The sequence below is a fragment of the Salinarimonas sp. genome, assembly GCF_040111675.1.
Taxonomy (GTDB): Bacteria; Pseudomonadota; Alphaproteobacteria; order Rhizobiales; family Beijerinckiaceae; genus Salinarimonas.
In genome coordinates, this window is sequence record NZ_CP157794.1 from 2,854,675 (window position 1) to 2,875,960 (window position 21,286).

The 21,286-nt window shown below is 71.5% G+C and carries 20 protein-coding genes; 12 read left to right on the forward strand and 8 right to left on the reverse strand.

Going from position 1 to position 21,286, the window contains the following annotated elements:
• The first annotated feature begins 29 nt into the window (after positions 1-29).
• From ABL310_RS13240 to ABL310_RS13265, 6 genes are all read left to right on the forward strand, one after another.
• Positions 30-641: an urease accessory protein UreE gene (locus tag ABL310_RS13240; RefSeq protein WP_349367484.1), complete on the forward strand. Its 612-nt coding sequence runs from the start codon at positions 30-32 to the stop codon at positions 639-641.
• 21 nt (positions 642-662) lie between these two features.
• Positions 663-1,331 carry an urease accessory protein UreF gene (locus tag ABL310_RS13245; RefSeq protein ID WP_349367485.1) on the forward strand — a complete coding sequence of 223 codons (669 nt, stop codon included), beginning with the start codon at positions 663-665 and terminating at the stop codon, positions 1,329-1,331.
• A 15-nt stretch (positions 1,332-1,346) separates the two neighbouring features.
• Positions 1,347-1,985: an urease accessory protein UreG gene (gene ureG, locus ABL310_RS13250; RefSeq protein WP_349367486.1), complete on the forward strand. Its 639-nt coding sequence runs from the start codon at positions 1,347-1,349 to the stop codon at positions 1,983-1,985.
• A 41-nt stretch (positions 1,986-2,026) separates the two neighbouring features.
• On the forward strand, positions 2,027-2,605 hold the full coding sequence (locus tag ABL310_RS13255; protein ID WP_349367487.1) for a HupE/UreJ family protein: 579 nt from the start codon (positions 2,027-2,029) through the stop codon (positions 2,603-2,605).
• 69 nt (positions 2,606-2,674) lie between these two features.
• Complete coding sequence (locus ABL310_RS13260; RefSeq protein WP_349367488.1) at positions 2,675-5,596, forward strand: tetratricopeptide repeat protein; 2,922 nt, start codon at positions 2,675-2,677, stop codon at positions 5,594-5,596.
• Between the two features lie 333 nt (positions 5,597-5,929).
• Positions 5,930-6,373, forward strand: a complete 444-nt coding sequence (locus ABL310_RS13265; protein WP_349367489.1) for a hypothetical protein — start codon at positions 5,930-5,932, stop codon at positions 6,371-6,373.
• A 222-nt stretch (positions 6,374-6,595) separates the two neighbouring features.
• Here the strand turns inward: ABL310_RS13265 and ABL310_RS13270 are convergent, their stop codons facing one another.
• Positions 6,596-8,698, reverse strand: coding sequence for an ABC transporter ATP-binding protein/permease (locus ABL310_RS13270; RefSeq protein ID WP_349367490.1), 2,103 nt, complete (start codon positions 8,696-8,698; stop codon positions 6,596-6,598).
• A 393-nt stretch (positions 8,699-9,091) separates the two neighbouring features.
• Here ABL310_RS13270 and ABL310_RS13275 point away from each other — a divergent pair, with 393 nt between their 5' ends.
• On the forward strand, positions 9,092-10,225 hold the full coding sequence (locus ABL310_RS13275) for an iron-containing alcohol dehydrogenase (protein ID WP_349367491.1): 1,134 nt from the start codon (positions 9,092-9,094) through the stop codon (positions 10,223-10,225).
• Between the two features lie 19 nt (positions 10,226-10,244).
• Here ABL310_RS13275 and ABL310_RS13280 read toward each other — a convergent pair whose 3' ends face one another.
• Entirely contained in the window at positions 10,245-10,616 is a 372-nt protein-coding gene (locus ABL310_RS13280; protein ID WP_349367492.1) for a hypothetical protein, read from the reverse strand.
• A 158-nt stretch (positions 10,617-10,774) separates the two neighbouring features.
• The gene (locus tag ABL310_RS13285) at positions 10,775-11,482 is read right to left on the reverse strand and encodes a metal-dependent hydrolase (RefSeq protein ID WP_349367493.1); all 708 of its coding nucleotides are present in this window, start codon (positions 11,480-11,482) and stop codon (positions 10,775-10,777) included.
• 151 nt (positions 11,483-11,633) lie between these two features.
• Between ABL310_RS13285 and ruvX the strand changes: the two genes are divergently transcribed.
• From ruvX to ABL310_RS13305, 4 genes are all read left to right on the forward strand, one after another.
• On the forward strand, positions 11,634-12,140 hold the full coding sequence (gene ruvX / locus ABL310_RS13290; RefSeq protein ID WP_349367494.1) for a Holliday junction resolvase RuvX: 507 nt from the start codon (positions 11,634-11,636) through the stop codon (positions 12,138-12,140).
• 114 nt (positions 12,141-12,254) lie between these two features.
• Entirely contained in the window at positions 12,255-13,184 is a 930-nt protein-coding gene (locus ABL310_RS13295; RefSeq protein ID WP_349367495.1) for an AEC family transporter, read from the forward strand.
• A 117-nt stretch (positions 13,185-13,301) separates the two neighbouring features.
• Positions 13,302-13,529, forward strand: a complete 228-nt coding sequence (locus tag ABL310_RS13300) for a hypothetical protein (RefSeq protein WP_349367496.1) — start codon at positions 13,302-13,304, stop codon at positions 13,527-13,529.
• Between the two features lie 66 nt (positions 13,530-13,595).
• Positions 13,596-15,392, forward strand: coding sequence for a PAS domain S-box protein (locus ABL310_RS13305; protein WP_349367497.1), 1,797 nt, complete (start codon positions 13,596-13,598; stop codon positions 15,390-15,392).
• Here ABL310_RS13305 and dprA read toward each other — a convergent pair.
• From dprA to ABL310_RS13330, 5 genes are all read right to left on the reverse strand, one after another.
• Positions 15,389-16,612 (reverse strand): DNA-processing protein DprA, encoded by a 1,224-nt coding sequence (dprA, locus tag ABL310_RS13310; RefSeq protein WP_349367498.1) that lies wholly within the window; start codon positions 16,610-16,612, stop codon positions 15,389-15,391. The two genes, ABL310_RS13305 and dprA, sit on opposite strands and share 4 nt — an antisense overlap.
• On the reverse strand, positions 16,609-17,223 hold the full coding sequence (gene plsY / locus ABL310_RS13315) for a glycerol-3-phosphate 1-O-acyltransferase PlsY (RefSeq protein ID WP_349367499.1): 615 nt from the start codon (positions 17,221-17,223) through the stop codon (positions 16,609-16,611). The genes dprA and plsY overlap by 4 nt, the downstream gene beginning before the upstream one ends.
• 364 nt (positions 17,224-17,587) lie before the next feature.
• A complete protein-coding gene (locus tag ABL310_RS13320; protein ID WP_349367500.1) occupies positions 17,588-18,871 on the reverse strand; it encodes a dihydroorotase in 1,284 nt (427 codons plus the stop codon).
• A complete protein-coding gene (locus ABL310_RS13325; protein ID WP_349367501.1) occupies positions 18,868-19,233 on the reverse strand; it encodes a DUF4406 domain-containing protein in 366 nt (121 codons plus the stop codon). Before ABL310_RS13325 ends, ABL310_RS13320 begins: the two co-directional genes overlap by 4 nt.
• Positions 19,234-19,237: 4 nt before the next feature.
• Positions 19,238-20,182: an aspartate carbamoyltransferase catalytic subunit gene (locus ABL310_RS13330; RefSeq protein ID WP_349367502.1), complete on the reverse strand. Its 945-nt coding sequence runs from the start codon at positions 20,180-20,182 to the stop codon at positions 19,238-19,240.
• 196 nt (positions 20,183-20,378) lie between these two features.
• Between ABL310_RS13330 and ABL310_RS13335 the strand changes: the two genes are divergently transcribed.
• Positions 20,379-21,281 carry a 1-acyl-sn-glycerol-3-phosphate acyltransferase gene (locus ABL310_RS13335; protein ID WP_349367503.1) on the forward strand — a complete coding sequence of 301 codons (903 nt, stop codon included), beginning with the start codon at positions 20,379-20,381 and terminating at the stop codon, positions 21,279-21,281.
• The last annotated feature ends 5 nt before the right edge of the window (positions 21,282-21,286 follow it).

A 21,286-nucleotide genomic window follows, 5' to 3' on the forward strand; every position in this document is an offset into this window, starting at 1 on the left:
AGCCAGCCCCGACACGCCCGCGAGAGACCATGCAGCGCGCCATCTCCGTCGTCCGCAAGCCCGCCGTCCGCGCCGAGAAGGTCGTCGACACCGTCACCCTCGATCACGAGGGCCGCCAGCGCCGGCGCATCGCGCTCACCGGCGACCGGGGCCTGGCCTTCCTGCTCGACCTCGACAAGGCGACGGTGCTCGCCGACGGCGACGCCGTGAAGCTGGAGGACGGCGGCCTCGTCCAGGTGAAGGCCGCGGCCCAGCCGCTGCTCGAGATCACCGCCGAGAACCCGCTGCGGCTCGTGCGCCTCGCCTGGCACATCGGCAACCGGCACACGCCGGCCGAGATCACGGCGGACGCCATCTACATCGAGCGCGACCACGTGCTCGCCGAGATGGTCCGCGGACAGGGCGGGAGCGCGCGGGAGGTGGAGCGGCCCTTCCAGCCCGAGCGCGGCGCCTACGAGCACGATTGCGGGCACGACCATGGGCATGGTCACGCGCATGGGCACCACCTCCAACATGCCGGCTGCGGCCACGATCACGGCCACGCGCATTCCCATTCCCATGACCATACGCATGATCATGACCATGGCCACGGGCACGACCATGGCCATTCCCACGGCCACCACCACCATCATCACGACTGATCCGCGGGCGGGGGCCGGGCGATGGCGTTGTCTCTGCCGCTCCTGATCTGGACCTCGCCGGCCTATCCCGTCGGCGCCTTCGCCTATTCGCACGGGCTCGAATGGGCGCACGAGGCGGGGGACGTGGTGGACGCCGCGAGCCTGGAGGCGTGGCTCGGCGATCTCCTGGCCCACGGCGCGCCGCGCAACGACGCGATCCTCTGCGCCGAGGCTTTTCGCGCGCACGCCGATCCCGCCCGGCTGGCGGAGCTCGCCGAGCTGGCGATCGCCCTCTCCCCCTCGGCCGAGCGCCGGCTCGAGACCATCACCCAGGGCAATGCCTTCCTGCAGATCTGCACCGCCTCCTGGCCCTGCGCGGCGCTCGACGCCTATCGCGCGCACGCGGTCGCGGACACGCCCTACCCGGTCGCCTTCGGCCTCGTCGCCGGCGGGCACGGCCTTCCGCTCGGCGAGACGCTGGAGGCGCAGGCGCTCGGCTTCATCCAGAACCTCGTCTCCGCCGCCGTGCGGCTCGGGATCATCGGGCAGACGGGCGGCCAGCAGGTCGTGGCCTCGCTCTTGCCTGCGATCGCGGCGCGCGCCCGCGCGGCGGAGGGCGAGACGCTGGAGGATCTCGGCGCGGCCGTCTTCCGCGCGGATCTCGGCGCGCTCCTGCACGAGACGCAATATACCCGCCTGTTCCGATCCTAGAGGAGACCCGTCCTGATGGCCCCGACCTCCCCCTCCCCCCACGGCCCGCTGCGCGTCGGGATCGGCGGCCCGGTCGGCTCCGGCAAGACGGCCCTGATGGAGCAGCTCTGCAAGCGCTTCGCGGAGCGCTACGACCTCGTCGCCATCACCAACGACATCTACACCAAGGAGGACGCGCGCCTCCTCACCGTCGCCGGCGCGCTCCCCGAGGAGCGGATCATGGGCGTCGAGACCGGCGGCTGCCCGCACACGGCCATCCGCGAGGACTGCTCGATCAACCTCGCCGCCATCGACACGATGACGCGGCGCTTCCCCGGCCTCGACCTGATCCTGCTCGAATCCGGCGGCGACAACCTCGCCGCCACCTTCTCGCCCGAGCTCGCGGACCTGACCATCTACGTCATCGACGTCTCCGGCGGCGAGAAGATCCCGCGAAAAGGCGGGCCTGGCATCACCCGCTCCGACCTCCTCGTCATCAACAAGATCGACCTCGCCCCCCATGTCGGCGCGAGCCTCGCGGTGATGGAGGAGGACGCGGCGCGCATGCGCGGCAAGCGGCCTTTCGTCTTCACCGACATGCGCGCGGGCGAGGGCGTGGACGCGGTGGCGCGGTTCATCGAGGAGGCCGGGGGGCTCTCGGCCGAGGCGGCGTGAGCGCCCAGGGCGGCGAAACGTTCTTCAATGAGGGGGCGATGATGAAGATTTCGGCATTCGGCGCGGCGACCGCGCTCGTTCTCGCGGCGACGCCGGCGCTGGCGCATGTCGGCCACCATCCGACCGGCGGCTTCCTCGCCGGGCTCGCGCATCCGATCCTCGGGATCGACCACGTGCTCGCCATGATCGCGGTGGGGCTCTGGGCCGGCCTCGTCGGCGGGCGCGCGACGCTCGCCTGGCCGGCCGCCTTCCTCGCCGCCATGATCGCCGCCGCGCTCGCCGGCATGGTGGGGCCCTGGATTCCCTGGACCGAGGCCGCCATCGCCGGCTCCGTCGCCGCGCTCGGCCTCGCGGTGGCGCTGCGCCTCGCCGCGCCGCTGGCGATCGGCGCCGTCCTCTGCGGCGCCTTCGCCGCCGCTCACGGCTACGCCCACGGCGCGGAGCTGCCGCTCGGCGCGAGCGCGGGCTGGTATGTGGGCGGGTTCCTGGTCGCGACCGCGGCGCTGCACGCGCTGGGCATCGCGCTCGGGCGGGCGCTGGGCCGCGACGCGCCCGCGTGGGCGACGCGCGGCGCCGGCGGCGCGGTGGCGCTGGCGGGGGTGGTGCTGCTGGTGGGGTAAGCGGGTTTTCGGGTTCGCGTCGCGGGCGAGCGTGGTAGCATATCCCCGGATCGCGCATTCGGGGGCGGCATGACGGACGACTTCGCGCCAACCGCACTGCTGGCGAGCGCCTTCGGCGGCGTCGGCGGCAATGTCGCGACCGCGGGCCTCGCGAAGCTGCGCGAGCGCCTGTTCCCGGCGCAGCCCGACCCCGACGCGCTGGAGCTCGCCCGCGCGGTCCGCCGCGCCCAGCTGCGTGCCCTGCTGACGACGGTCGACGCCTTCGCCGCCCTCCCCCACGACACGCAGCCCCGCCATCTCGTCGAGGCCCTGCGCCTGTTCGCCCGCACGGCCCTCGACACCCCGAGCGACGCCGCCCCGGCGGTCGAGCCGCGCGTGCGGGCGCTCGTCGCCGGCCAGGAGACGGCCGACCTGCGCGCCGTCAGTGAGACCCTCACCCTCGACGAAGCCGCCGCCCAAGCCCCCGACGCCCCCGGCTTCGACGCCTTCACCGCCTTCTTCCGCGCGGGAGACACGCGCTTCCCCGGCTGGTGGCCGCATTTCCGCACCGCGATGGCCGATGAGATCGCCGGCAACGCCGCGCTGCGGATCGTGCTCGAGCAGCAAGCCGTGCTGGAGGTGCTGGGCCGGCAGGAGGATCTGGCGACGGCGCTGGCGGAGCTGCGCGGCGCGGTGGATGGGCTGCCGGACGAGATCGAGCGGCGGGTCGCCCGCCTGCTCGCCCTGCGCCGCGAGGCGGCGATCGATCCCGGCACGGCGAACGTCACCCTGCCGCAGGTCGTCGAGCGGCTGAAGACCCTGCCGACCGGGCTCCTCCTCGCGCGCTACGGCATCGTCCCCTATCTCGACCGCAACGACACGCGCGGGCGGCTGCTCGACTGGGCGCGCGACCCGGAGAAGCCGTATCCCCGCGGCCGCCTCTACGTGGCCGGCGGCGGCTTCGGCAAGACGCGCCTCGCCATCGAGGCGATCGCGGCGCTGACGCCGGGCTGGAAGGCCTCCTTCGTCGGCAACGCGATGAAGGGCGCGGACGACGAGAGCCTGCGCGGGCTGCTCGACCTGCCGGAGGGCAAGGAGGGCGTCCTCCTCGTCGTCGACTACGCCGAGTCGCAGCTCGGCCGCCTCGCCGAGCTGACACGGTTCGCGGCCGGCATGAGCCACCGCATCCGCATCCTCGCGCTCGCCCGCTCGGCGGAAGGCTGGTGGGACGGGTTCACGGACAGCGAGGCCGCCGCGACGATCTTCGACCGCGCGCCGCATGCGGAGGTCGCGACGCCGCTGACGCCGGAGGAGCGCGCCCGGCTCCACGCCGACGCCCGCCGCGCCTTCGCCGCCGCCTTCGCCTGGCTCGACGTCCCGCATCCGCCCCCGTCCGACGACGGCCCCGCCGCCCTCGACGCGGACCGCCCGCTCGTCGTCGCCATGAGCGCCTATCTCGCGGCGCTCGGCGTCTCTGCCGAGGGCGGCGACGTCATCGCCGCCATGGCCGCGCAGGAGCGCCGGCATTGGAAGCGCGCGGTGGCGAAGCCGGGGGAGGACCCCGACGCCATCGTGCACAACGATCCACGCGTCGTCTCGATGCACCGGCTGATGGCGCAGGTGACGCTGGTCCAGGGCGCGACGCTCGACGGCGCGCGGACGCTGATGGACGCCGATCCGTACCGGGTGCGGCTGGCGCCTGGGTCGAGCGAGGAGACGCTGGCGGCGGCGCAGCGGCTGTATGGGTTCGCATTGCCCTTGGTCGGCCCCGATGGGCCGACCACGCAAGACGGGCTGCGGCAGATCGAGCCGGACCTCATTGGTGAGCAGCTGTGCGTGATGAACAAGATGATGACGCAGCTGGCCGAAGGTGTGGAGCCAACCTGGAAGGAACTCGTAGCCGCAACGTTGGTGACCGCCGAGCAAGACCTCTTTTTCGGAGATGTCGGAGCATTGCTTACGGTTCTGTCGCGCGCACAAGCACCCATTCATGGCAAGAAGGCGCGCGATAGCGCGAGCCAAATAGTCAAAGCGCTTGAGACCACCCTTCCTCTTCTTAATGCAGAAGAGATCCGAAGAATCGATGCGCAAATACCTGAACAGAACATCCATCTCGCTCGCCTTTCGGTCCACGTGAACGCCCGAGTTTTAGAAACCGCAGTTGACGAAGCGGATTTGGCTCGCGCGGCAGGAAATTACGCGGTCAGTTTGGCCGAAGTTGGCGACATGCACGCAGCGCTGGAACATGCACGACGCGCCGTCAATAACTTCGATAAGCTCGCTGCAACCGAGCCGATACTCTACCACGGCGACCTAGCTACAAGCCTTACCATTTGCGCAAATTGTCTTATTCAAGTCGGCGAAACTAATGCAGCGCTGAAGCACACCCGCCGCGCCATAGATATACTTGAGACGTTGGCGGCGGCCGAGCCGGACCGCTTCCTGGCAGGCCTCGCCACGACCTTAAGCAACTTCGTTGGGTGCCTGTGTACATTCGGCGATGGGCCTTCTTCGCTGGCGCCCGCCCGCCGCGCTGTCGAAATTTACGAGAGGCTCATAGCCGCCGAGCCATCTCGCTTTCTACCTGATCTTGCAACGGGTCTAAACAACTACGCTATTGCTTTAGGATTCGCTGGCGAGGTGCGGGCGGCGCTAGAGCCAGCCCGCCGCGCTGTCGACATCCGGGAAAAGCTTGCCACCGACGATCCGGCGCGATTCCTGCCACACCTCGCTCGGGCATACGGATCGCTGGGCACCGTGCTCGCGGCGGCCGGCAACCACGTTGCTGGGGCCGAGGCTTTCGCAAAGGGGCTCGCAGCGGTGCGCGGACCCGCGGAACAGCTGCCCGAAGCCTTCGGTGAACTGCAGCGCGGGTTGGCGGGCCACTATCTCCGCGCGGCGATAGGCGGCGGTATCCAGGCGACCGATATCCGCGCCAGCCTCACCGCCCTTGGCATCGACCCCTCCACGCTGAGCGTCGACGAGGATCCTACACACGCCTCGCTTTGGTAAACCTAACCCCCTCCCCCTCCCCATCCGCCTCCACGAACCGCACCCCAGCCCGCTCCACCGCCCCCACCAGCTTCCCCACCGTCGACGCATGCGCCGCCAGCGCCCCCGGCTTCCCCTCCAGCCGCCGGATCGTCGCCAGCGACACCCCGGATTCCCGGCACAGATCCGTCTGCTCCCAACGGAGAAGCGCCCGGGCGGCGCGCAGCTGCTCGCTGCTGATCGAGGATCTCGGCACGCGGAACTCGCAGAAAGTGAGATGCAGCATCTTGCTTTAACGTTCAATCTCGACTATACCTCTCCCCGACGGCGCAACACAACGAAAGTCCCCCTTCCATGCCCCACGATGCATCGGACGACTCGTTCGCGTGTCCGCTCGCGGCCCTGTGCGCCGAGGCGGAGCGGCTTCTCGTGCGGCGGGGGGAGGCCGAGCGGGTGATGGAGGACGCGCGATACGAGGAGGAGCGCGAGCACGCCGCGCGGATCGTGCGGGAGGCGGACCTGAGCCTCGCCCACATCGCCCTGCGGGCGAGCGACCTGCGGCCGGCGAGCCGGCGCGGCGCGCTGTTCACGCTCGCGCTCGCGGCGGCGGAGGCGCAGGCGCTCGCGCCGCCCGCCTCGGACGAGGCCGCCCGCCTGCGCCGGCGGCTCTACGCCCTGCGGGCCTTCCTGGAGGCGGACGAGCCGTCGCCGCTCGCGCTCCCCGCCCAGCTCCCCGGCCCCGTCGCCAGCCGCTGGATGCAGGTCGACTGCGACCCGCTGGCGCTGCTCATGGAGTGAGCGCCGGCCGTCCTCCTTCCCTGTAGGGGAAGGTGGCGCTGCGCGAAGCGCGGTGACGGATGGGGCACGCCGCAGGCGTGTTCGGCGAAGCCGAAGCCGGCCGGGGGTGGTCTCGACCCGGCGGAGGAGCGACGCCCGGTTTCCGCTGCGCGGAACACGCCTGGCGGCGTGCCCCATCCGTCTCGGCTTCGCCGATCCACCTTCCCCTACAGGAAGGAGATTCTACTCCGCCGCCTCCGCCGCCTCCCCCACGTCCGCCGGCTCGTGGAGGCCGTCCTTGCCCATCACCATGTCGACGCGCCGCTCGTGGAAGGCGTTGAGGGTCGAGCGGTGGCCGATGGAGACGACGGTCGTGTCGGGGAGCGCCTCCATCAGAACGCGGTAGATCGCCTCCTCGGTGGGCTCGTCCATGGCGGCGGTGGCCTCGTCGAGGAGGAGCCAGTCGGGCTTGGCCAGCAGCGCGCGGGCGACCGCGAGGCGCTGCTGCTCGCCGAGCGAGAGGGTCTGCGCCCAGATCCGGTCCTCGGAGAGGAGCGGGGCGAGGTGCGCGAGGCGCACCGTCTCGAGGGCGGTGATGATCGCGGCGTCCTCGTAGAGGTCCTCCGGCGCGGGATAGGCGACGGCGCCGCGCAGCGTGCCGCCGGGAAGGTAGGGGCGCTGCGGCAGGAGCATGATCTCCGCCCCGCGCGGGCGCTTCACGGCGCCCTCGCCGAAGGGCCAGATGCCGGAGATCGCGCGGAAGAGCGTCGACTTGCCGGTGCCGGACGGGCCGGCGACCAGCACGGAAATTCCGGGCTCGAGCGAGAGCCGCTCGGCGCGCACGATCGGCGCGCCGTCGGCGAGGCGGACGACGAGGCCCTCCAGCCGCAGGTCCGGCTCGTCGTGGTCGAGGAGCGCGATCTCGCCGGTCTTCTTCGCCGCCGTGCGGGCGCGGTCGATCGAGCCCTCGAAGGAGGTGAGGCGGTCGACCACGGCCTTGTACTCGGCGAGCGTCTGGTAGGCGTTGATGAAGAACGACAGCGCCCCCTCGACGCGGGCGAAGGCGCCCGCGGTCTGCGTCATCACGCCGAGCTGGATCGTGCCGGCGAAATAGAAGGGCGCGGCGATGACGTAGGGCACGACCGAGTTCGAATAGTCGTAGAACGAGGTGAAGGCGATGAGCCGCTTCGAGACGCCCACCTGCTTGAAGAAGTTGTCCATCACCAGCGCGAACTGCCGCCCCAGCGAGGCCCGCTCGGCCTTCTCGCCGCGCAAGAGCGAGACCTGCTCGGCGTATTCGCGCATGCGCGCCAGCGAGAAGCGGAAATCGGCTTCGTACTTCTCCTGCAGGAAGTTGAGCGAGATCAGCGGCCGGCCGATCAGGTGCGTCACCCAGGTGGCGACGATGGCGTAGACGAGCGCGATCCAGAACAGGAGGCCCGGCACCTCGACCGTGGTGCCGGGGAAAGTGAAGTCCGCCGAGATCGTCCACAGGATCACGGAGAAGGAGACGAGCGTCGAGACCTGGGCGAGGATGCCGAGCGTCAAGGACAGCGTGAGCGAGGTGAACTTGCGCACGTCCTCCTGGATGCGCTGGTCCGGGTTGTCGGTCTGGTTCCCGAAGACCTGCATCCGGTACTGCGTCGCGTCGGAGAGCCAGCGCGCGGTGTAGTGCTCGGTCAGCCAGGCGCGCCAGCGCATGTCGAGCGTCATGCGAACCGCGTACTGGTAGATCGCCATCGTCACCGCGACGACGACCCAGAACACCCACACCGTGAGGAGCAGGCGCCAGAAGGTCTCGGCGTCGCGCTCCTGGATGGCGTTGAACCAGTCGCGGTTCCAGTAGGACAGGCGCACCGAGATCGCGACGAGCGCGAACTGCATGATCACGACGATGGCGAGGATCGTCGTGCCGATGTAGCGCTCCTGCGCGCGCACGGCCGGGAACGGCCAGATCCGCACGACGCCGACCTCGCGGGAGGTGAAATACGGGTCGGTGAGGATGGTGATCTGGCGGATCACGGGCAGGCGACCCACCGCCGCCACCACCGCCGCGAACACGCCCGCGGCCGCGGGCATGGAGACGGTGGGCGTGAAGTCCGCCATGAAGGCCGGCATCGCGCCCAGCGCGTCGAGCACGTAGAGCGCGCCGAGCAGTACGTGCGCGCCGGCGATCAGCGCGATCAGGATGCGGATGAAGGCCGAGACCTCGCGCCCGAGATAGAGCACGGCGGCGAGAACGAGCGTCGCGGTCGGGACGAGGGGGGAGATCGGAACGTCCGTGAGGAGCGAGAGCCCCATCAGAACGGCGCCGGCGAGGGCGAAGAGAGCGCTGGTCTTGACCATGAGATTCCTGATCCGCGGCCGCGTTCTGCGGGGCGTGGGTCCGCCCGGTACATGCGCGCGTGGATCAGGTTATTCCATGGCGAACGTTTTTCGAAGCGGCTTCGGGAACGGGACCGATCGCCGCAGGCGGAACCCCGTGCCGATGCGGGCCGGCCCGCCCGGAGCGCGCACCTTCATCCCCGGTTCAGCGGGCCCGGCCTATTTCCGTCCGTGAAGCCGCGGATCAGAACAGCGGCTTTCGCCTCCAGACTTCCCCGCCCGCGCACCCCCACCCGCGGGCGGGGATTTTCGCGCGCGCACCCCTTCCCGCTTGCGCGTTCGCGCCATGGACAGGGGCCCTGCGGCGGGCGACCTTGGCCGCATTCCGGTTCCCGCCCCGACGAGGCCCCTCCCGTGTTCCCGATCACCTATCTCACCACGATCCGCTTCGCGCCGGGCGCCCTCGCCGGTCTCGCCGACGACCTCGCGGCGCTCGGCGTATCGCGCCCGCTGATCGTCTCCGACGCCGGCCTCCTCGCCACCGATCTGGTCGATCGCCTGCGCGCCGCGCTGCCCGCAGGGCTCGACGCCCCGCTCTACGGCGAGACGCCCACGAACCCGACCGAGGCCGCCGTGGCGGAGGCGCTCGCGCTCTATCGCGCCGAGCGCTGCGACGGCCTCGTGGCGCTCGGCGGCGGCTCGCCCATCGATCTCGCCAAGGCGGTGGCGCTCCTCGCGACGCACGAGGGCCCGCTCGCGCGCTACGCCGCCATCCTCGGCGGCGTCCCGCTGATCACGCCCGCCGTCGCGCCGGTCATCGCGGTGCCGACCACGGCGGGAACGGGCAGCGAGGTCGGCCGCGCGGCGCTGATCACGCTAGCCGACGGGCGCAAGCTCGGCTTCGTCTCGCCCCACCTCATCCCCGAGCGCGCGGTCTGCGACCCGGACCTGACGCTCGGCCTGCCGCCCGGCCTCACGGCGGCGACGGGCATGGATGCGGTGACGCATTGCCTCGAGACCTATCTCAGCCCGCGCTTCAACCCGCCGGCGGAGGCGATCGCCCTCGACGGGCTCGTGCGCGCTTTGGCATACCTCCCGCGCGCCGTGGCCGACGGCGCGGACCGGGAGGCGCGGTCGGAGATGATGATGGCGGCGCTCGAGGGCGGGCTGACCTTCCAGAAGGGGCTCGGCGCCGTGCACGCCCTCTCCCATCCCCTCGGCGGCCTTCCCGACGTGTCGCTGCACCACGGCACGCTCAACGCCGTTCTGCTGCCGCACGTGCTCGCCTTCAACGACGGCCATGTCGGGGCGAAGTACGACGTGATCCGCGAGCGTCTGAGCCTCGCGCCGGGTACCGACCTCGCCGCCTATTTCCGGGACTTCACCGCGGCTCTCGGCCTGCCGACGACGCTCTCCGCCATGGGCCTGCCGGATCGCCACCTCCCCGCCGTCGCGGAGGCGGCGACGAAGGACCACTCGGCCGCGACCAACCCGCGGGAGGCGTCCGCGGCGGACTATCGCGCGATGCTGGAGGCGGCCTACGGCTGATCCGGCCCGCCCAGGCGGGTCACAGCGCGCTGATCATCCGCCCGGGATAGGCCGGCGGCGGAACCTCGATGACGCGCTCCAGCTGCGGCGCGATGCGCACCGCGGCCGCATGCGTCAGCAGCAGGAGGAGAATCGCCGACCACACGGTGATCCGCACGCGATTGTCGTTCGCCGAGCGCCGAAGGCCCCGCAGGACGCGTGCGAGATCGGCGAGCGTCGGCGTCGTGCGCATCGGGCGCTCCGCCGGGAGCGGCGGGCGCGATCGCGGCGCGCCCGCGCGCGCGGCGACCAGGAGATCGCCCGCCCCGATCACCGTCGGCGCGGCGCCCGGCGCGCGGGCCGGACGGCGCCCGAGGTCGAGCACGGGCAGGATCAGGTCCTCCCGCGGCACGCATCGACGCCGCGGGGCGGTGTCCGGCCGATTGTCTGGCGCGATCTCGGGCAAGGGGGCACGACCTCTTGGTTAAGGTTCTCTTAACGCGCGACCCTGCCAAAGCGTCCCGAGTCGCGCCAGCGCGACCCGTTCGCATGGTTAACGGCCGTCCCGCGTCACGCCCCCACGCGCACCGGCATGCCCTTGTGCGGGACGATCACCTGGATGTCGGTGTCCTGCATGGCGGCGACGAAGGCGTCGGCGGTCTGGTCGATGATCGGGAACGAGCCGTAATGGCAGGGAATCGCCGCCTTCGCCCTCGGGAAGAAGCGCTTCATCGCGAGCGCGGCGCTCCGCGCCCCCATGGTGAAGCGATCGCCGACCGGGATCAGCACGACGTCCGGCTCGTGCAGCTCGGCGATCAGCTCCATGTCGGAGAAGATGTCGGTGTCGCCCATGTGGTAGACCGTCGGCTCGCCGGGCGCCTTCACGATCAGCCCGTTGGCGCTGCCGAGCGGGAAGGTCACGCCCTGCTCGACCAGGCCGGCGGAATGGTCGGCGCGCACCATCGTGACGGTGAAGCCGCCCTGGTCGACGGTGCCGCCGGTGTTCATCGGGTCGAAGCTCTCGAGACCCTGCGAGGCGAGATACATGCACAGGTCGTAGTTGGTGACGACCTTGGCCCCGCTCTCCTTGGCGATCGTCAGCGTGTCGCCGACGTGATCGCCGTGGGCGTGCGTGATCAGGACGTGCGTGACGCCCTTCGCGGCCTCGGCGACGTCGCCCTCGAAAGCGGGATTGCCGCTCAGGAAGGGATCGATCAGCACCACGGCGTCGCCGAACTCGAGCCGGAAGGCGGAATGTCCGAACCAGGTGATCTTCATGGGTCGCGCTCCCTCGTGGTTTGGATTAGAACGCGCCCGCCCGGCGGACGCTCCGCCGGCGAGCCAGGATTCCGGATGTGATTCGCCGATCGCACGATACCGCCGTTCCGCGCCTTCGGGCGAGGGCGTCCCGCCAAGACGGGTTCGGCTCGTGAGCGCCGAGCTGGAGGCGCTCGCCGCGACCCTGCCGCCGCGCGGGCGCCTGATCGGCGTCGACCTCGGCACCAAGACGATCGGCCTCGCCCTCTCGGATCTGGAGCGGCGGATCGCGAGCCCGCTCGAGACCATCCGGCGCACGAAGTTCGGGCCGGACGCAGCACGCCTGGCGGCGATCGTCGCGCAGTTCGACGTGAAGGGGATCGTCGTGGGGCTGCCGCTCAACATGGACGGCACGGCGGGCCCGCGCGTCCAGGCGACCCGCGCCTTCATGCGCAACCTCGGCCCCCTCGTGCCCTGCCCCATCGTGCCCTGGGACGAGCGCCTCTCCACCGTCGCGGTCACCCGCATGCTGATCGAGGCGGACGCCTCGCGCGCCCGGCGCGGCGAGGTCGTCGACAAGATCGCCGCCGCCTACATCCTCCAGGGCGCGCTCGACCGGCTCGCGGGACTCGCGGCGCGGCGCGAGGAGGACGGCGCGGACGACGGCGGCGCCGTGTAGCGGCGCCGGGGCGATAATCCCCCATACGGACAACGCCCCCGCGCGCTTGACTTGGCCGGGCCCTGGGACCGATGCACGGGGCCCCTGCCCCGCGCGCCGAGCCCGTTTCGAGACATGTCCAGCGTCCTCGCCTCTCTCGTCCCCGTCTTCCTCGTGATCATGGCGGGCTGGCTCGCGCGCGTGACGGGCTTCGTCGAGGACAAGCACTGGCCGGGGCTGGAGAAGGTGACCTACGTCGTCTTCTTTCCCGCCATCATCATCGCGACGCTCGCCAAGGCCGAGCTGGCGGACGTGCCGGTCGGCGACGTCGGGGCGGCGCTCGTCGCCGCGATCCTGGTCAATGCCGGCGGCCTCATGGCCCTGCGCCGGACGATGGAGCGGCGCGTCGGGGTGACGGGGCCGAGCTTCACCTCGATCTTCCAGGGCGCGACGCGCTGGAACACCTTCGTCGCCCTCGCGGTCGCCGGCAGCCTCTTCGGCGAGCGCGGGCTCGCGCTGATGGCGGTCGCGATCGCGGTGATGATCCCGCTCCTCAACCTGCTCGCCATCGGCGTCCTCGTGCGCTTCGCCGGCGGCCCGCCGCAGAGCGCGCGGCAGATCCTGACGGCCATCGTCACGAACCCGTTCATCTGGTCCTCCGCCATCGGCGTCTTCCTCAACGCGACGGGCCTTCCCGTGCCGGGTCCGCTCCTCGGCTTCGTCGAGATCCTCGGCGGCGCGGCGCTGGGCGCCGGGCTCATCGTCGTGGGCGCCGGCCTCGACATGCGCCGCCTCGCCCGGCCGGGCGCCGCGCACTGGATCGCCATCGCGACCAAGATGATTCTCCTACCCGTCGTGGCGGTCAGCCTCGCGCGCGGCTTCGGGGTCGCCGGGGACGATCTCGTCGTGGTCGCCATCGCCTCCTCCGTGCCGACGGCGAGCGGCGGCTACATCCTCGCCAAGCAGATGGGGGGCGATGCGCCTCTGATGGCGGAAATCATTACGATTCAAACACTTGCTGCGATGATGACAATGCCGGTCATGATCACGCTTCTCACATTGTGAGATGCGGCGTAAAAACACGTCAGAGATGATCAACTTTTTGCTGTATCCGAATCCGCGGCTCGAATAGGTTGTGGCTGCGCTCGACGCGCGTGCGCCTACGTCAGCACGGGACAGGATATGAGCTCGACACCCTCTGCCACCGACGCCAGCGAATCCGGCGGCCCCTCCCTGAACCGCGAGGAAGCGGCGCACTACATCGCCGGCCTCACCGCGGAGCTTTCCGCCATCGCGCGCCAGGCCGACCTCACCCTGCTCGGCTACTTTCTCGAGATGGCGCGCCAGGAGGCTCAGGAGATCGTCGTGTCCGAACGCAAGGCGCGCCGAAAGGCAATAGATGCGCGTTGATCGGGCTTCCCTTGCGGCATGCCGACGTGGCAAACTGTCGGTTCCACGACGGAAGCCAGTGCTCGCATGCCCGATGGACCGCCCTCGCCGCGGGACGCCCGCAACGGCGCCGCCGCATCGCACGCCGAAGCCGAGCGCGCCCGCCTCGCGGCCCTGGTGATGTCGTCGCCGGACGCGATCGTGTGCTACGACGCCGCCGACGGGTCGATCACCACCTGGAATCCCGGGGCCGAGCGTCTCTTCGGCTACAACGAGAGCGAGGCGATCGGTCGGGACTATCGGCTGCTGCTTCCCGACGGCGGAGAGGCCATCTACGACCGCGTGCTCGCCGGCGAATCGATGACCGTCGAGACGGTCCGCCGATGCAAGGACGGCAGCCTCGTCGACGTCTCCCTCACCGCGGCGCCGGTGCGCACGCCCGACGGGCGCACGATCGGCGTCTCCGGCATCTTCCGCGACATCTCCGCCCGCAAGCGCGCGGAGGCGGCGCTCGCCGAGAGCGAGGCGCGGCTCTCGTTCGTGCTGGCGAGCTCGCCGGACAACATCTTCATCCAGGACGCGGCCCTGCGCTACGTGTGGGTCTCGAAGGGCTTCAGCCCCTTGCGCGTCGAGGACTACATCGGCCGCACCGATTTCGACATCGCGGAGCGCTCCGGGGAAGCCGAGCGGCTCGTGACGATCAAGCGCCGCGTCATGGCGGAGGGACGCGGCGAGACGGCGGAGGTGGCCGTCACGCTCGGCGGCGTCGGGCGCGTCGTCGAGGCGACCTACCAGCCCTGGCGAGACGCCACGGGCGTGATCATCGGGGTCATCGGCTACGTGCGGGACTTCACCGAGCGACGCCGGGCGAAGCGCGCGCTGGCGGAGAGCGAGGCCCGCCTGCGCGCGATCCTCGAGCAGATGCCCGTCGGCGTCGCCGTGGTGAGCGCCCCCTCCGGCGCGCCGCTGTTCCACAACTCCCACGCCGTCGCCATCCTCGGCCACGACCTCATTCCGGCCGAGGACTACACGGGCTACGCGGCCTACGGCGCCGTGCGCGCGGACGGCGAGCCCTATCGCCCCGAGGACTACCCGATCGCCCGCGCGCTGCTCCACGGCGAGATCGTCGACCGCGAGCCCCTCCTGTACCGCCGCCCGGACGGGCAGGTCGTCGATCTCGAGGTGAGCGCCGCGCCGATCCGCGACGGCGACGGAACGATCGTCGTCGCCGTCTCCACCTTCGCGGACGTCTCGACCCGCAAGACGGCGGACCGCCAGCGCGAGCTCCTCGTCCACGAGCTCAGCCACCGGGTGAAGAACACGCTCGCGACCGTGCTCTCGATCGCCGGGCAGAGCCTGCGGGGGGCGACGGACCTGGACACGGCGCGCACGAGCTTCACCACCCGGCTCTCCGCCCTCGCGCGCGCCCACGACATCCTCACCCGCGAGAGCTGGGAGGGCGCGAGCCTGCGCGAGGTGATCGAGACCGCCGTCGCGGCCCATGCCGGCGGCGCGCGCATGGAGATCGTCGGCGCGGACCTGCGTGTCGGCCCCAAGGCCGCCGTCTCGCTCTCCATGGCGCTCAACGAGCTCGCGACCAACGCCGTGAAATACGGCGCGCTCTGCCGCGAGGGTGGGCGCGTGCGCATCGGCTGGCGTGTGGCGGACGGCCGCGAGCCGCGCCTCGTCCTGTCCTGGCGCGAGGAAGGCGGCCCGCCGGTGACGCCGCCGACCCGCCGCGGCTTCGGCACGCGGCTGATCGCCGGCGGCCTGTCGCACGACCTGCAGGCCGAGGTGCGGCTCGACTTCGCGCCGGCCGGCCTCGCCTGCGACATCGAGGCTCCCCTCGCCATTCTCCAGCGGGCGGCGGCCCCGGCGCGCTAGTACCGCGGCGCGAGCGAGACCGCGTTGCCGCCATGGCGCTCGAGCCGGCCCTCCAGCTCGAGCTCGGTGAGCACGCGGTTCACCGCGCCGATGGGAAGGCTCGCCTGGCGCGCCAGGTCGTCGACGGCGACCGGTGCGGGGCCGAGCAGCGCGACGAGGCGCTCGTGCGGGTCGACCGCGCCGTCGGCGACGTTCGCATCGGGCGCGGCCTCGGCGTCGGCGAGGGCGACCGGCGCCGTCGGCGCCGGCGGAAGCGGCACGCCGAAATCGAGCCAGTCGAGCTCGTCCCACAGGGTCTCGGCCACGATCTCGCCTGAGGCGTCCTGCGCCTCGAGGGACGCGATCCAGTTCCGGTCGACGAGCGGCATCAGGGCCGAGACGACGTGCTCGGAGGCGGCGCACAGCGTCGCGCCGTCGCGGATGAGGCCGTTCGTGCCCTCCGCCCGCGGATCGAGCGGCGAGCCCGGCACGGCGAAGACGATGCGGCCCTGCTCGTTGGCGAAGCGCGCCGTGATCAGCGAGCCCGAGCGTCGCGCCGCCTCGACGACGACGACGCCGAGCGACAGGCCCGAGACGATTCGGTTGCGGCGGGGAAAGTCCCGCGCCTTCGGCTCCCACGCGAAGGGCATCTCCGAGAGGACGGCGCCGCCCTCGTCGAGGATGCGCAGGAGGAGCCCCTCGTTCTCCGGCGGGTAGAGCCGGCCCAGCCCGCCGGCGAGAACGGCCACCGTCGATGCCGGCGCGACCCGGTGCGCGGCGGTGTCGACGCCGCGCGCCAGGCCCGAGACGACGCCGAAGCCGGCCGCGGCGAGGTCGCGGGCGAGCCGCCCGGCGAAGGTGAGCCCGGCGGCGGAGGCGTTGCGCGAGCCGACGATCCCGACGCAGGGCGCGGCGAGCGCGGCCGGATCGCCGCGCACGCAGATCACCGGCGGGGCGGTGTCGATGGCCTTGAGGGCCTTGGGATAGGCCGGATCGCCGGAGGCGAGGTAGCGGGCGCCGACGGCGCGGGCGGCGGCCATCTCGCGCTCGACCTCGGCGCGGCTCGCGATGCGCAGGGCGGAGCGGCCGGACTTGCGGGCGAGATCCGGCAACGCCTCCAGCGCCGCGCCGGCCCCGCCGAACTGATTGACGAGCGCGCGGAAGGTCCGCGGGCCCACCTTCTCGCTGCGGATCAGGCGCAGCCAATCGAGCAGCTGGTCGTCGCTGAAGGAGCCCGTCATTTCCCCCCGATCCTGCTTTCGGTGCCTGCGAGCAACCGCCTCAGGTTCTCGCGATGCTTCCACCAAAGCAGGATTGTGAGCAGAATTGCAAGTTCCGCCATCTGCCCCTCGCCGAGGAGCCACAAGGCGAGCGGAGCCGTCAGGCTCCCGACCAAGGCCGAGAGCGACGAGTAGCGCGTCGTGAAGGCGACGAGGAGCCAGGCGGCGCAGAAGATCAGCGCGACCCGCCAGTCGAGGCCTATCAGCACGCCGATATAGGTCGCGACGCCCTTGCCGCCCTTGAAGCCGAGCCAGGCCGGGTAGCAATGGCCGAGAAACGCCCCGAAGGCCGCGATCACCGCCGTCTGCGGGCCCCATTGCCAGGCGATCAGCACGGCGGCGGTGCCCTTGAGCGCGTCGAGGACGAGCGTCGCCGCCGCGAGGTCCTTGCGGCCGGTGCGCAGCACGTTCGTCGTGCCGATGTTGCCCGACCCGATCCTGCGCACGTCGCCGAGCCCCGCCGCCTTGGTGATCAGCAGGCCGAAGGGAATCGAGCCGAGGAGATAGCCCCCGACGAGGGCGGCGAGGTAGTAGGGCCAGGCGAGGCCCCAGTTCATGGATTCGACGATCATGTGAGCACGTCCGCTGAGGCAGGATGTCCACGGGTGGGACGCCCACGAGCGACGCGTCGTGTCTCCTTCCCTGTAGGGGAAGGTGGCGCGCCGCCGCAGGCGGCGTGACGGATGGGGCGCGGCGCGAAGCGACGCGTTCCGCGAAGCGGAAGTCCGGCAGCGTCGAGCTCGACCGTCGTGTTTCGGCTTCGCCGAACGCGCGTGCCGCGCGCCCCATCCGTCTCGGCTTCGCCGAGCCACCTTCCCCTACAGGGAAGGAAAGGGTTGGGCGCCCGCCGAGCACTCTCGACACCCATCCTCCCAGCCGGTCCGCGCTGCGCGCGGCCCACCTCGCCTTCGGGGAGATATCGACGAGCGCGCTTCGTCACGCCGAATACGCCACGCGCCCCGCGACCAGCGTCAGGTGCACGCGGCCCTCCATGCGGGCCTCGTCGAACGGCGAGTTCTTCGAGCGGGACTTGAGATCGCGCTTGTCCAGCACCCAGGGCTCGTCCGGGTCGAACAGGACGAGGTCCGCCGGCGCGCCGCGGGAGAGGCGGCCCTGCTCGAGCCCGAGGATCTCGGCCGGGCGCGACGTCATCGCCGCGACGAGCGCCGGCAGCGAGATCCGGTCGGCGTGGACGAGGCGCAGCGCCGCCGAGAGCAGCGTCTCGACGCCCAGCGCCCCGTTCGCCGCCTCGGCGAAGGGCAGGCGCTTGGTCTCGACGTCCTGCGGATCGTGGTCGGAGACGATCACGTCGACGACGCCCTCGACCAGCGCCTCGATCATCGCCTGGCGGTCGTCCTCCGAGCGGAGCGGCGGGGAGAGCTTGAAGAAGGTGCGGTAGCCGCCGATGTCGTTCTCGTTGAAGGTCAACGCGTTGATCGAGACGCCGCAGGTGAGGCCGACGCCGCCCTCCTTGGCGCGGCGCGCGATCTCGACCGAGTCGGGGCACGAGATCAGGGGCGCGTGCAGGCGCGATCCGGCGAGGCGGGCGAGGCGCACGTCGCGCTCCAGCACGATGGTCTCGGCTTCCTTGGGGATGCCGAGGAGCCCCAGGCGGGCGGAGAACTCGCCCTCGTTCATCACGCCGTCGCCGACGAGATCCGGATCCTCGCAATGATTCATCACGAGCGCGCCGACGTCGCGGGCGTAGAGCAGCGCCCGGCGCATGACGCGGGCGTTGGTGACGCAGCGCGCCCCGTCGGTGAAGGCGACGGCGCCGGCTTCGCCGAGGAGGCCGAACTCGGTCATCTCCCGGCCCTCGCGGCCCTTGGTGAGGGCGGCGGCGGGGAGCACGCGCACGACCGCCGTGTCGCGGGCGCGGCGCAGCATGTAGTCGACGATCGCCGGCTCGTCGACGGCGGGGTCGGTGTCGGGCATGGTGACGAAGGTGGTCACGCCGCCCGCGGCCGCCGCCTCGCTGGCGGAGGCCAGCGTCTCGCGATGCTCGGCGCCGGGCTCGCCGACGAAGACGCGCATGTCGATCAGCCCCGGCGCGAGCACCCGCCCGTCGCAGGCGACGACGCGCGCGCCCTCGGGCGCCGCCGGCGCCTCGCCCCAGACGACGTCGGCGATGCGGCCGTTCTCGACGAGGACGGAGCCGCGGCCCTCCCGCAGGCGCTCGGGGTCGACGAGATGGGCGTCGGCGAGGACGAGGGTGGTCATCGGGCCTCCGGGATCTCGTCGATCGCGCGGAACACCCGCTTGCCGTGGGCCTCGGCCGTCGCCACCATGTCGTCGGCGCCCGCCGACGGCCCGCCGATGCGCAGGACGCCGTCGCATTTCTCGACGAGCCGGCGCGCGATCGGATGGAAGATCTCGTCGAAGATCGGATCGCCGATCTCCTCGGAGCCGGCGTGCTCGATCAGCGGCAGCGCGTACCATTCGCCGAGCACCGGGAGGTGGCCGGCGCGGAACAGGGCGAGCGCCGTATCCATCATGGCGTCGACGTTGGCCTGGATCTTCGCGGGGTCGTCGCCGGTGCCGGAGCGGTAGGGCCCGGCGACGAGGATCATCAATGCGGCCATGGTCTCACCCGTTCGGCAGGTGCGAGGCGAGGGCCTCGAGCACCGCCATGCGCACGGCGACGCCCATCTCCACCTGCTCCTTGATCAGCGATTGCGCGCCGTCGGCGACGTCGGAGGCGATCTCGACGCCGCGGTTCATCGGGCCGGGATGCATCACGAGCGCGTCCGGCGCGGCGCAGGCGAGCTTCTCGGCGTCGAGCCCGTAATAGCGGAAGTACTCCTTCACCGAGGGCACGAAGGAGCCGTTCATGCGCTCGCGCTGGAGGCGCAGCATCATGACGATGTCGGCGCCCGCGAGCCCCGCGCGCATGTCGGTGTAGCAGGGGAAGCCCAGCCCCTCGATGCCCGCCGGCAGCAGCGTCGAGGGCGCGACGAGGCGCACCTTGGCGCCGAGCGCCGCGAGCAGGATCATGTTCGAGCGCGCCACCCGCGAATGCAGGATGTCGCCGCAGATCGCCACCGTCAGGCCCTGGATCCGTCCCTTGTTGCGCCGGATGGTCAAGGCGTCGAGGAGCGCCTGGGTCGGGTGCTCGTGCGCGCCGTCGCCGGCGTTCACCACGGAGCAGTCGACCTTGCGCGCCAGGAGATGCACTGCGCCCGCCGCATGGTGGCGCACGACGATGATGTCGGGGTGCATCGCGTTCAGCGTCGCCGCCGTGTCGATCAGCGTCTCGCCCTTCTTCACCGAGGAGGAGGCGACCGACATGTTCATCACGTCGGCGCCCAGCCGCTTGCCGGCGAGCTCGAAGGAGGCCTGCGTGCGGGTCGAGGGCTCGAAGAACAGGTTGATCTGCGTGCGCCCGCGCAGGGTGGCCTTCTTCTTCTCCACCTGCCGCGACACGTCCACCGCCTCGTCGGCGAGATCGAGGAGCGCCTCGATGTCGAGCGGCGAGAGCCCCTCGATGCCGAGGAGATGGCGGTGGGGGAAGCGAGGGCGCGGGTCGGACATGGACAGGAGCGTATAGACGCTCCGCGGCCGGGGGCAAGCGGCGCGTGGGCGCCCGGCGGCGCCCGCCATGCTCCCCGCGCAAGCGTGGCATTCGCGGGAACGACGACGATCGTCATGCACTTGTCAAGATCGGTGGGCAGGAGTCACCATCATCGGGCCGAGAGGCGTCTCGGCGGGAGCGACGGGTGTCGACGACATGAAGCTTCTGACGCGCACACAGGCTCGGCTCACCGGCCTCCTCAGCGGCGGGGACACGCGCTCCGACGCCCAGAAGATCGTCGACGCGCTCATCGCCGAGCGCGGCCAGAAGATCATGGACGCCTGGTGGTGGCCCGCGGCCAAGCCCCTGGTGGAAGGGGGCCTGCGCTACCCGGAGGCGGTGCGCATGGCCGAGACCATCGCGCCGCTCCAGGCGCACGCGGTATTCGACCACGTCTCGGATCGCCTGGGGCTCGACGTCGTCACCCGCAACCTCGAGCGCCTGCCGGCCTCGGGCAAGGTCGTCATCGTCTCGAATCACCCCACGGGCATTGCCGACGGCATCGCCCTGTGGAACGCCGTGAAGAGCCGCCGCCGCGACCTCGCGATCTTCGCCAACCGCGACGCGATCCGCCTCAACCCGCGGCTCGCCGACATCATCGTGCCGGTCGAGTGGCGCTCCGCCTTCAAGACCCGCGAGAAGACCCGCGAGACGATCCGGCTCTCCACCCGCGCCTTCGAGGAGGAGCGCGCGGTGGTGCTCTTCCCCTCCGGCCGCCTCGCCTACTGGAACGACGACGAGCAGCGCCTGTGCGAGCGGCCGTGGATGTCCTCGGCGCTGGCGCTGGCGCGCCGCTACGAGGCGCCGATCGTGCCGATCCACATGGGCGCTCGCAATTCCGGCCTGTTCCACTTCCTCGCCCGGGTGTCGACCGAACTGCGCGACATGACCGTGTTCTACGAGCTGCTGAACAAGACCGGCCAGCGCTTCACGGTCCATTTCGGCAAGCCGATCGCCCCGGAAGCGCTCGAAGGCGACCTCCAGGCGCTCACCGAGCGCATGCGCACCCACTGCTTCGAGACGCTCGCGCAGGATCCGGACGCCGCGTTCGAGGGGTGAGGGAC

Excerpts from the sequence above, each read along its gene's own strand:
- ABL310_RS13240 (WP_349367484.1), top strand. The coding sequence starts at position 30 with ATGCAGCGCGCCATCTCCGTCGTCCGCAAGCCCGCCGTCCGCGCCGAG.
- ABL310_RS13245 (WP_349367485.1), top strand. The coding sequence starts at position 663 with ATGGCGTTGTCTCTGCCGCTCCTGATCTGGACCTCGCCGGCCTATCCC.
- ureG (WP_349367486.1), top strand. The coding sequence starts at position 1,347 with ATGGCCCCGACCTCCCCCTCCCCCCACGGCCCGCTGCGCGTCGGGATC.
- ABL310_RS13255 (WP_349367487.1), top strand. The coding sequence starts at position 2,027 with ATGAAGATTTCGGCATTCGGCGCGGCGACCGCGCTCGTTCTCGCGGCG.
- ABL310_RS13260 (WP_349367488.1), top strand. The coding sequence starts at position 2,675 with ATGACGGACGACTTCGCGCCAACCGCACTGCTGGCGAGCGCCTTCGGC.
- ABL310_RS13265 (WP_349367489.1), top strand. The coding sequence starts at position 5,930 with ATGCCCCACGATGCATCGGACGACTCGTTCGCGTGTCCGCTCGCGGCC.
- ABL310_RS13270 (WP_349367490.1), bottom strand. The coding sequence starts at position 8,698 with ATGGTCAAGACCAGCGCTCTCTTCGCCCTCGCCGGCGCCGTTCTGATG.
- ABL310_RS13285 (WP_349367493.1), bottom strand. The coding sequence starts at position 11,482 with ATGAAGATCACCTGGTTCGGACATTCCGCCTTCCGGCTCGAGTTCGGC.
- ABL310_RS13295 (WP_349367495.1), top strand. The coding sequence starts at position 12,255 with ATGTCCAGCGTCCTCGCCTCTCTCGTCCCCGTCTTCCTCGTGATCATG.
- ABL310_RS13300 (WP_349367496.1), top strand. The coding sequence starts at position 13,302 with ATGAGCTCGACACCCTCTGCCACCGACGCCAGCGAATCCGGCGGCCCC.
- ABL310_RS13305 (WP_349367497.1), top strand. The coding sequence starts at position 13,596 with ATGCCCGATGGACCGCCCTCGCCGCGGGACGCCCGCAACGGCGCCGCC.
- dprA (WP_349367498.1), bottom strand. The coding sequence starts at position 16,612 with ATGACGGGCTCCTTCAGCGACGACCAGCTGCTCGATTGGCTGCGCCTG.
- plsY (WP_349367499.1), bottom strand. The coding sequence starts at position 17,223 with ATGATCGTCGAATCCATGAACTGGGGCCTCGCCTGGCCCTACTACCTC.
- ABL310_RS13320 (WP_349367500.1), bottom strand. The coding sequence starts at position 18,871 with ATGACCACCCTCGTCCTCGCCGACGCCCATCTCGTCGACCCCGAGCGC.
- ABL310_RS13325 (WP_349367501.1), bottom strand. The coding sequence starts at position 19,233 with ATGGCCGCATTGATGATCCTCGTCGCCGGGCCCTACCGCTCCGGCACC.
- ABL310_RS13330 (WP_349367502.1), bottom strand. The coding sequence starts at position 20,182 with ATGTCCGACCCGCGCCCTCGCTTCCCCCACCGCCATCTCCTCGGCATC.
- ABL310_RS13335 (WP_349367503.1), top strand. The coding sequence starts at position 20,379 with ATGAAGCTTCTGACGCGCACACAGGCTCGGCTCACCGGCCTCCTCAGC.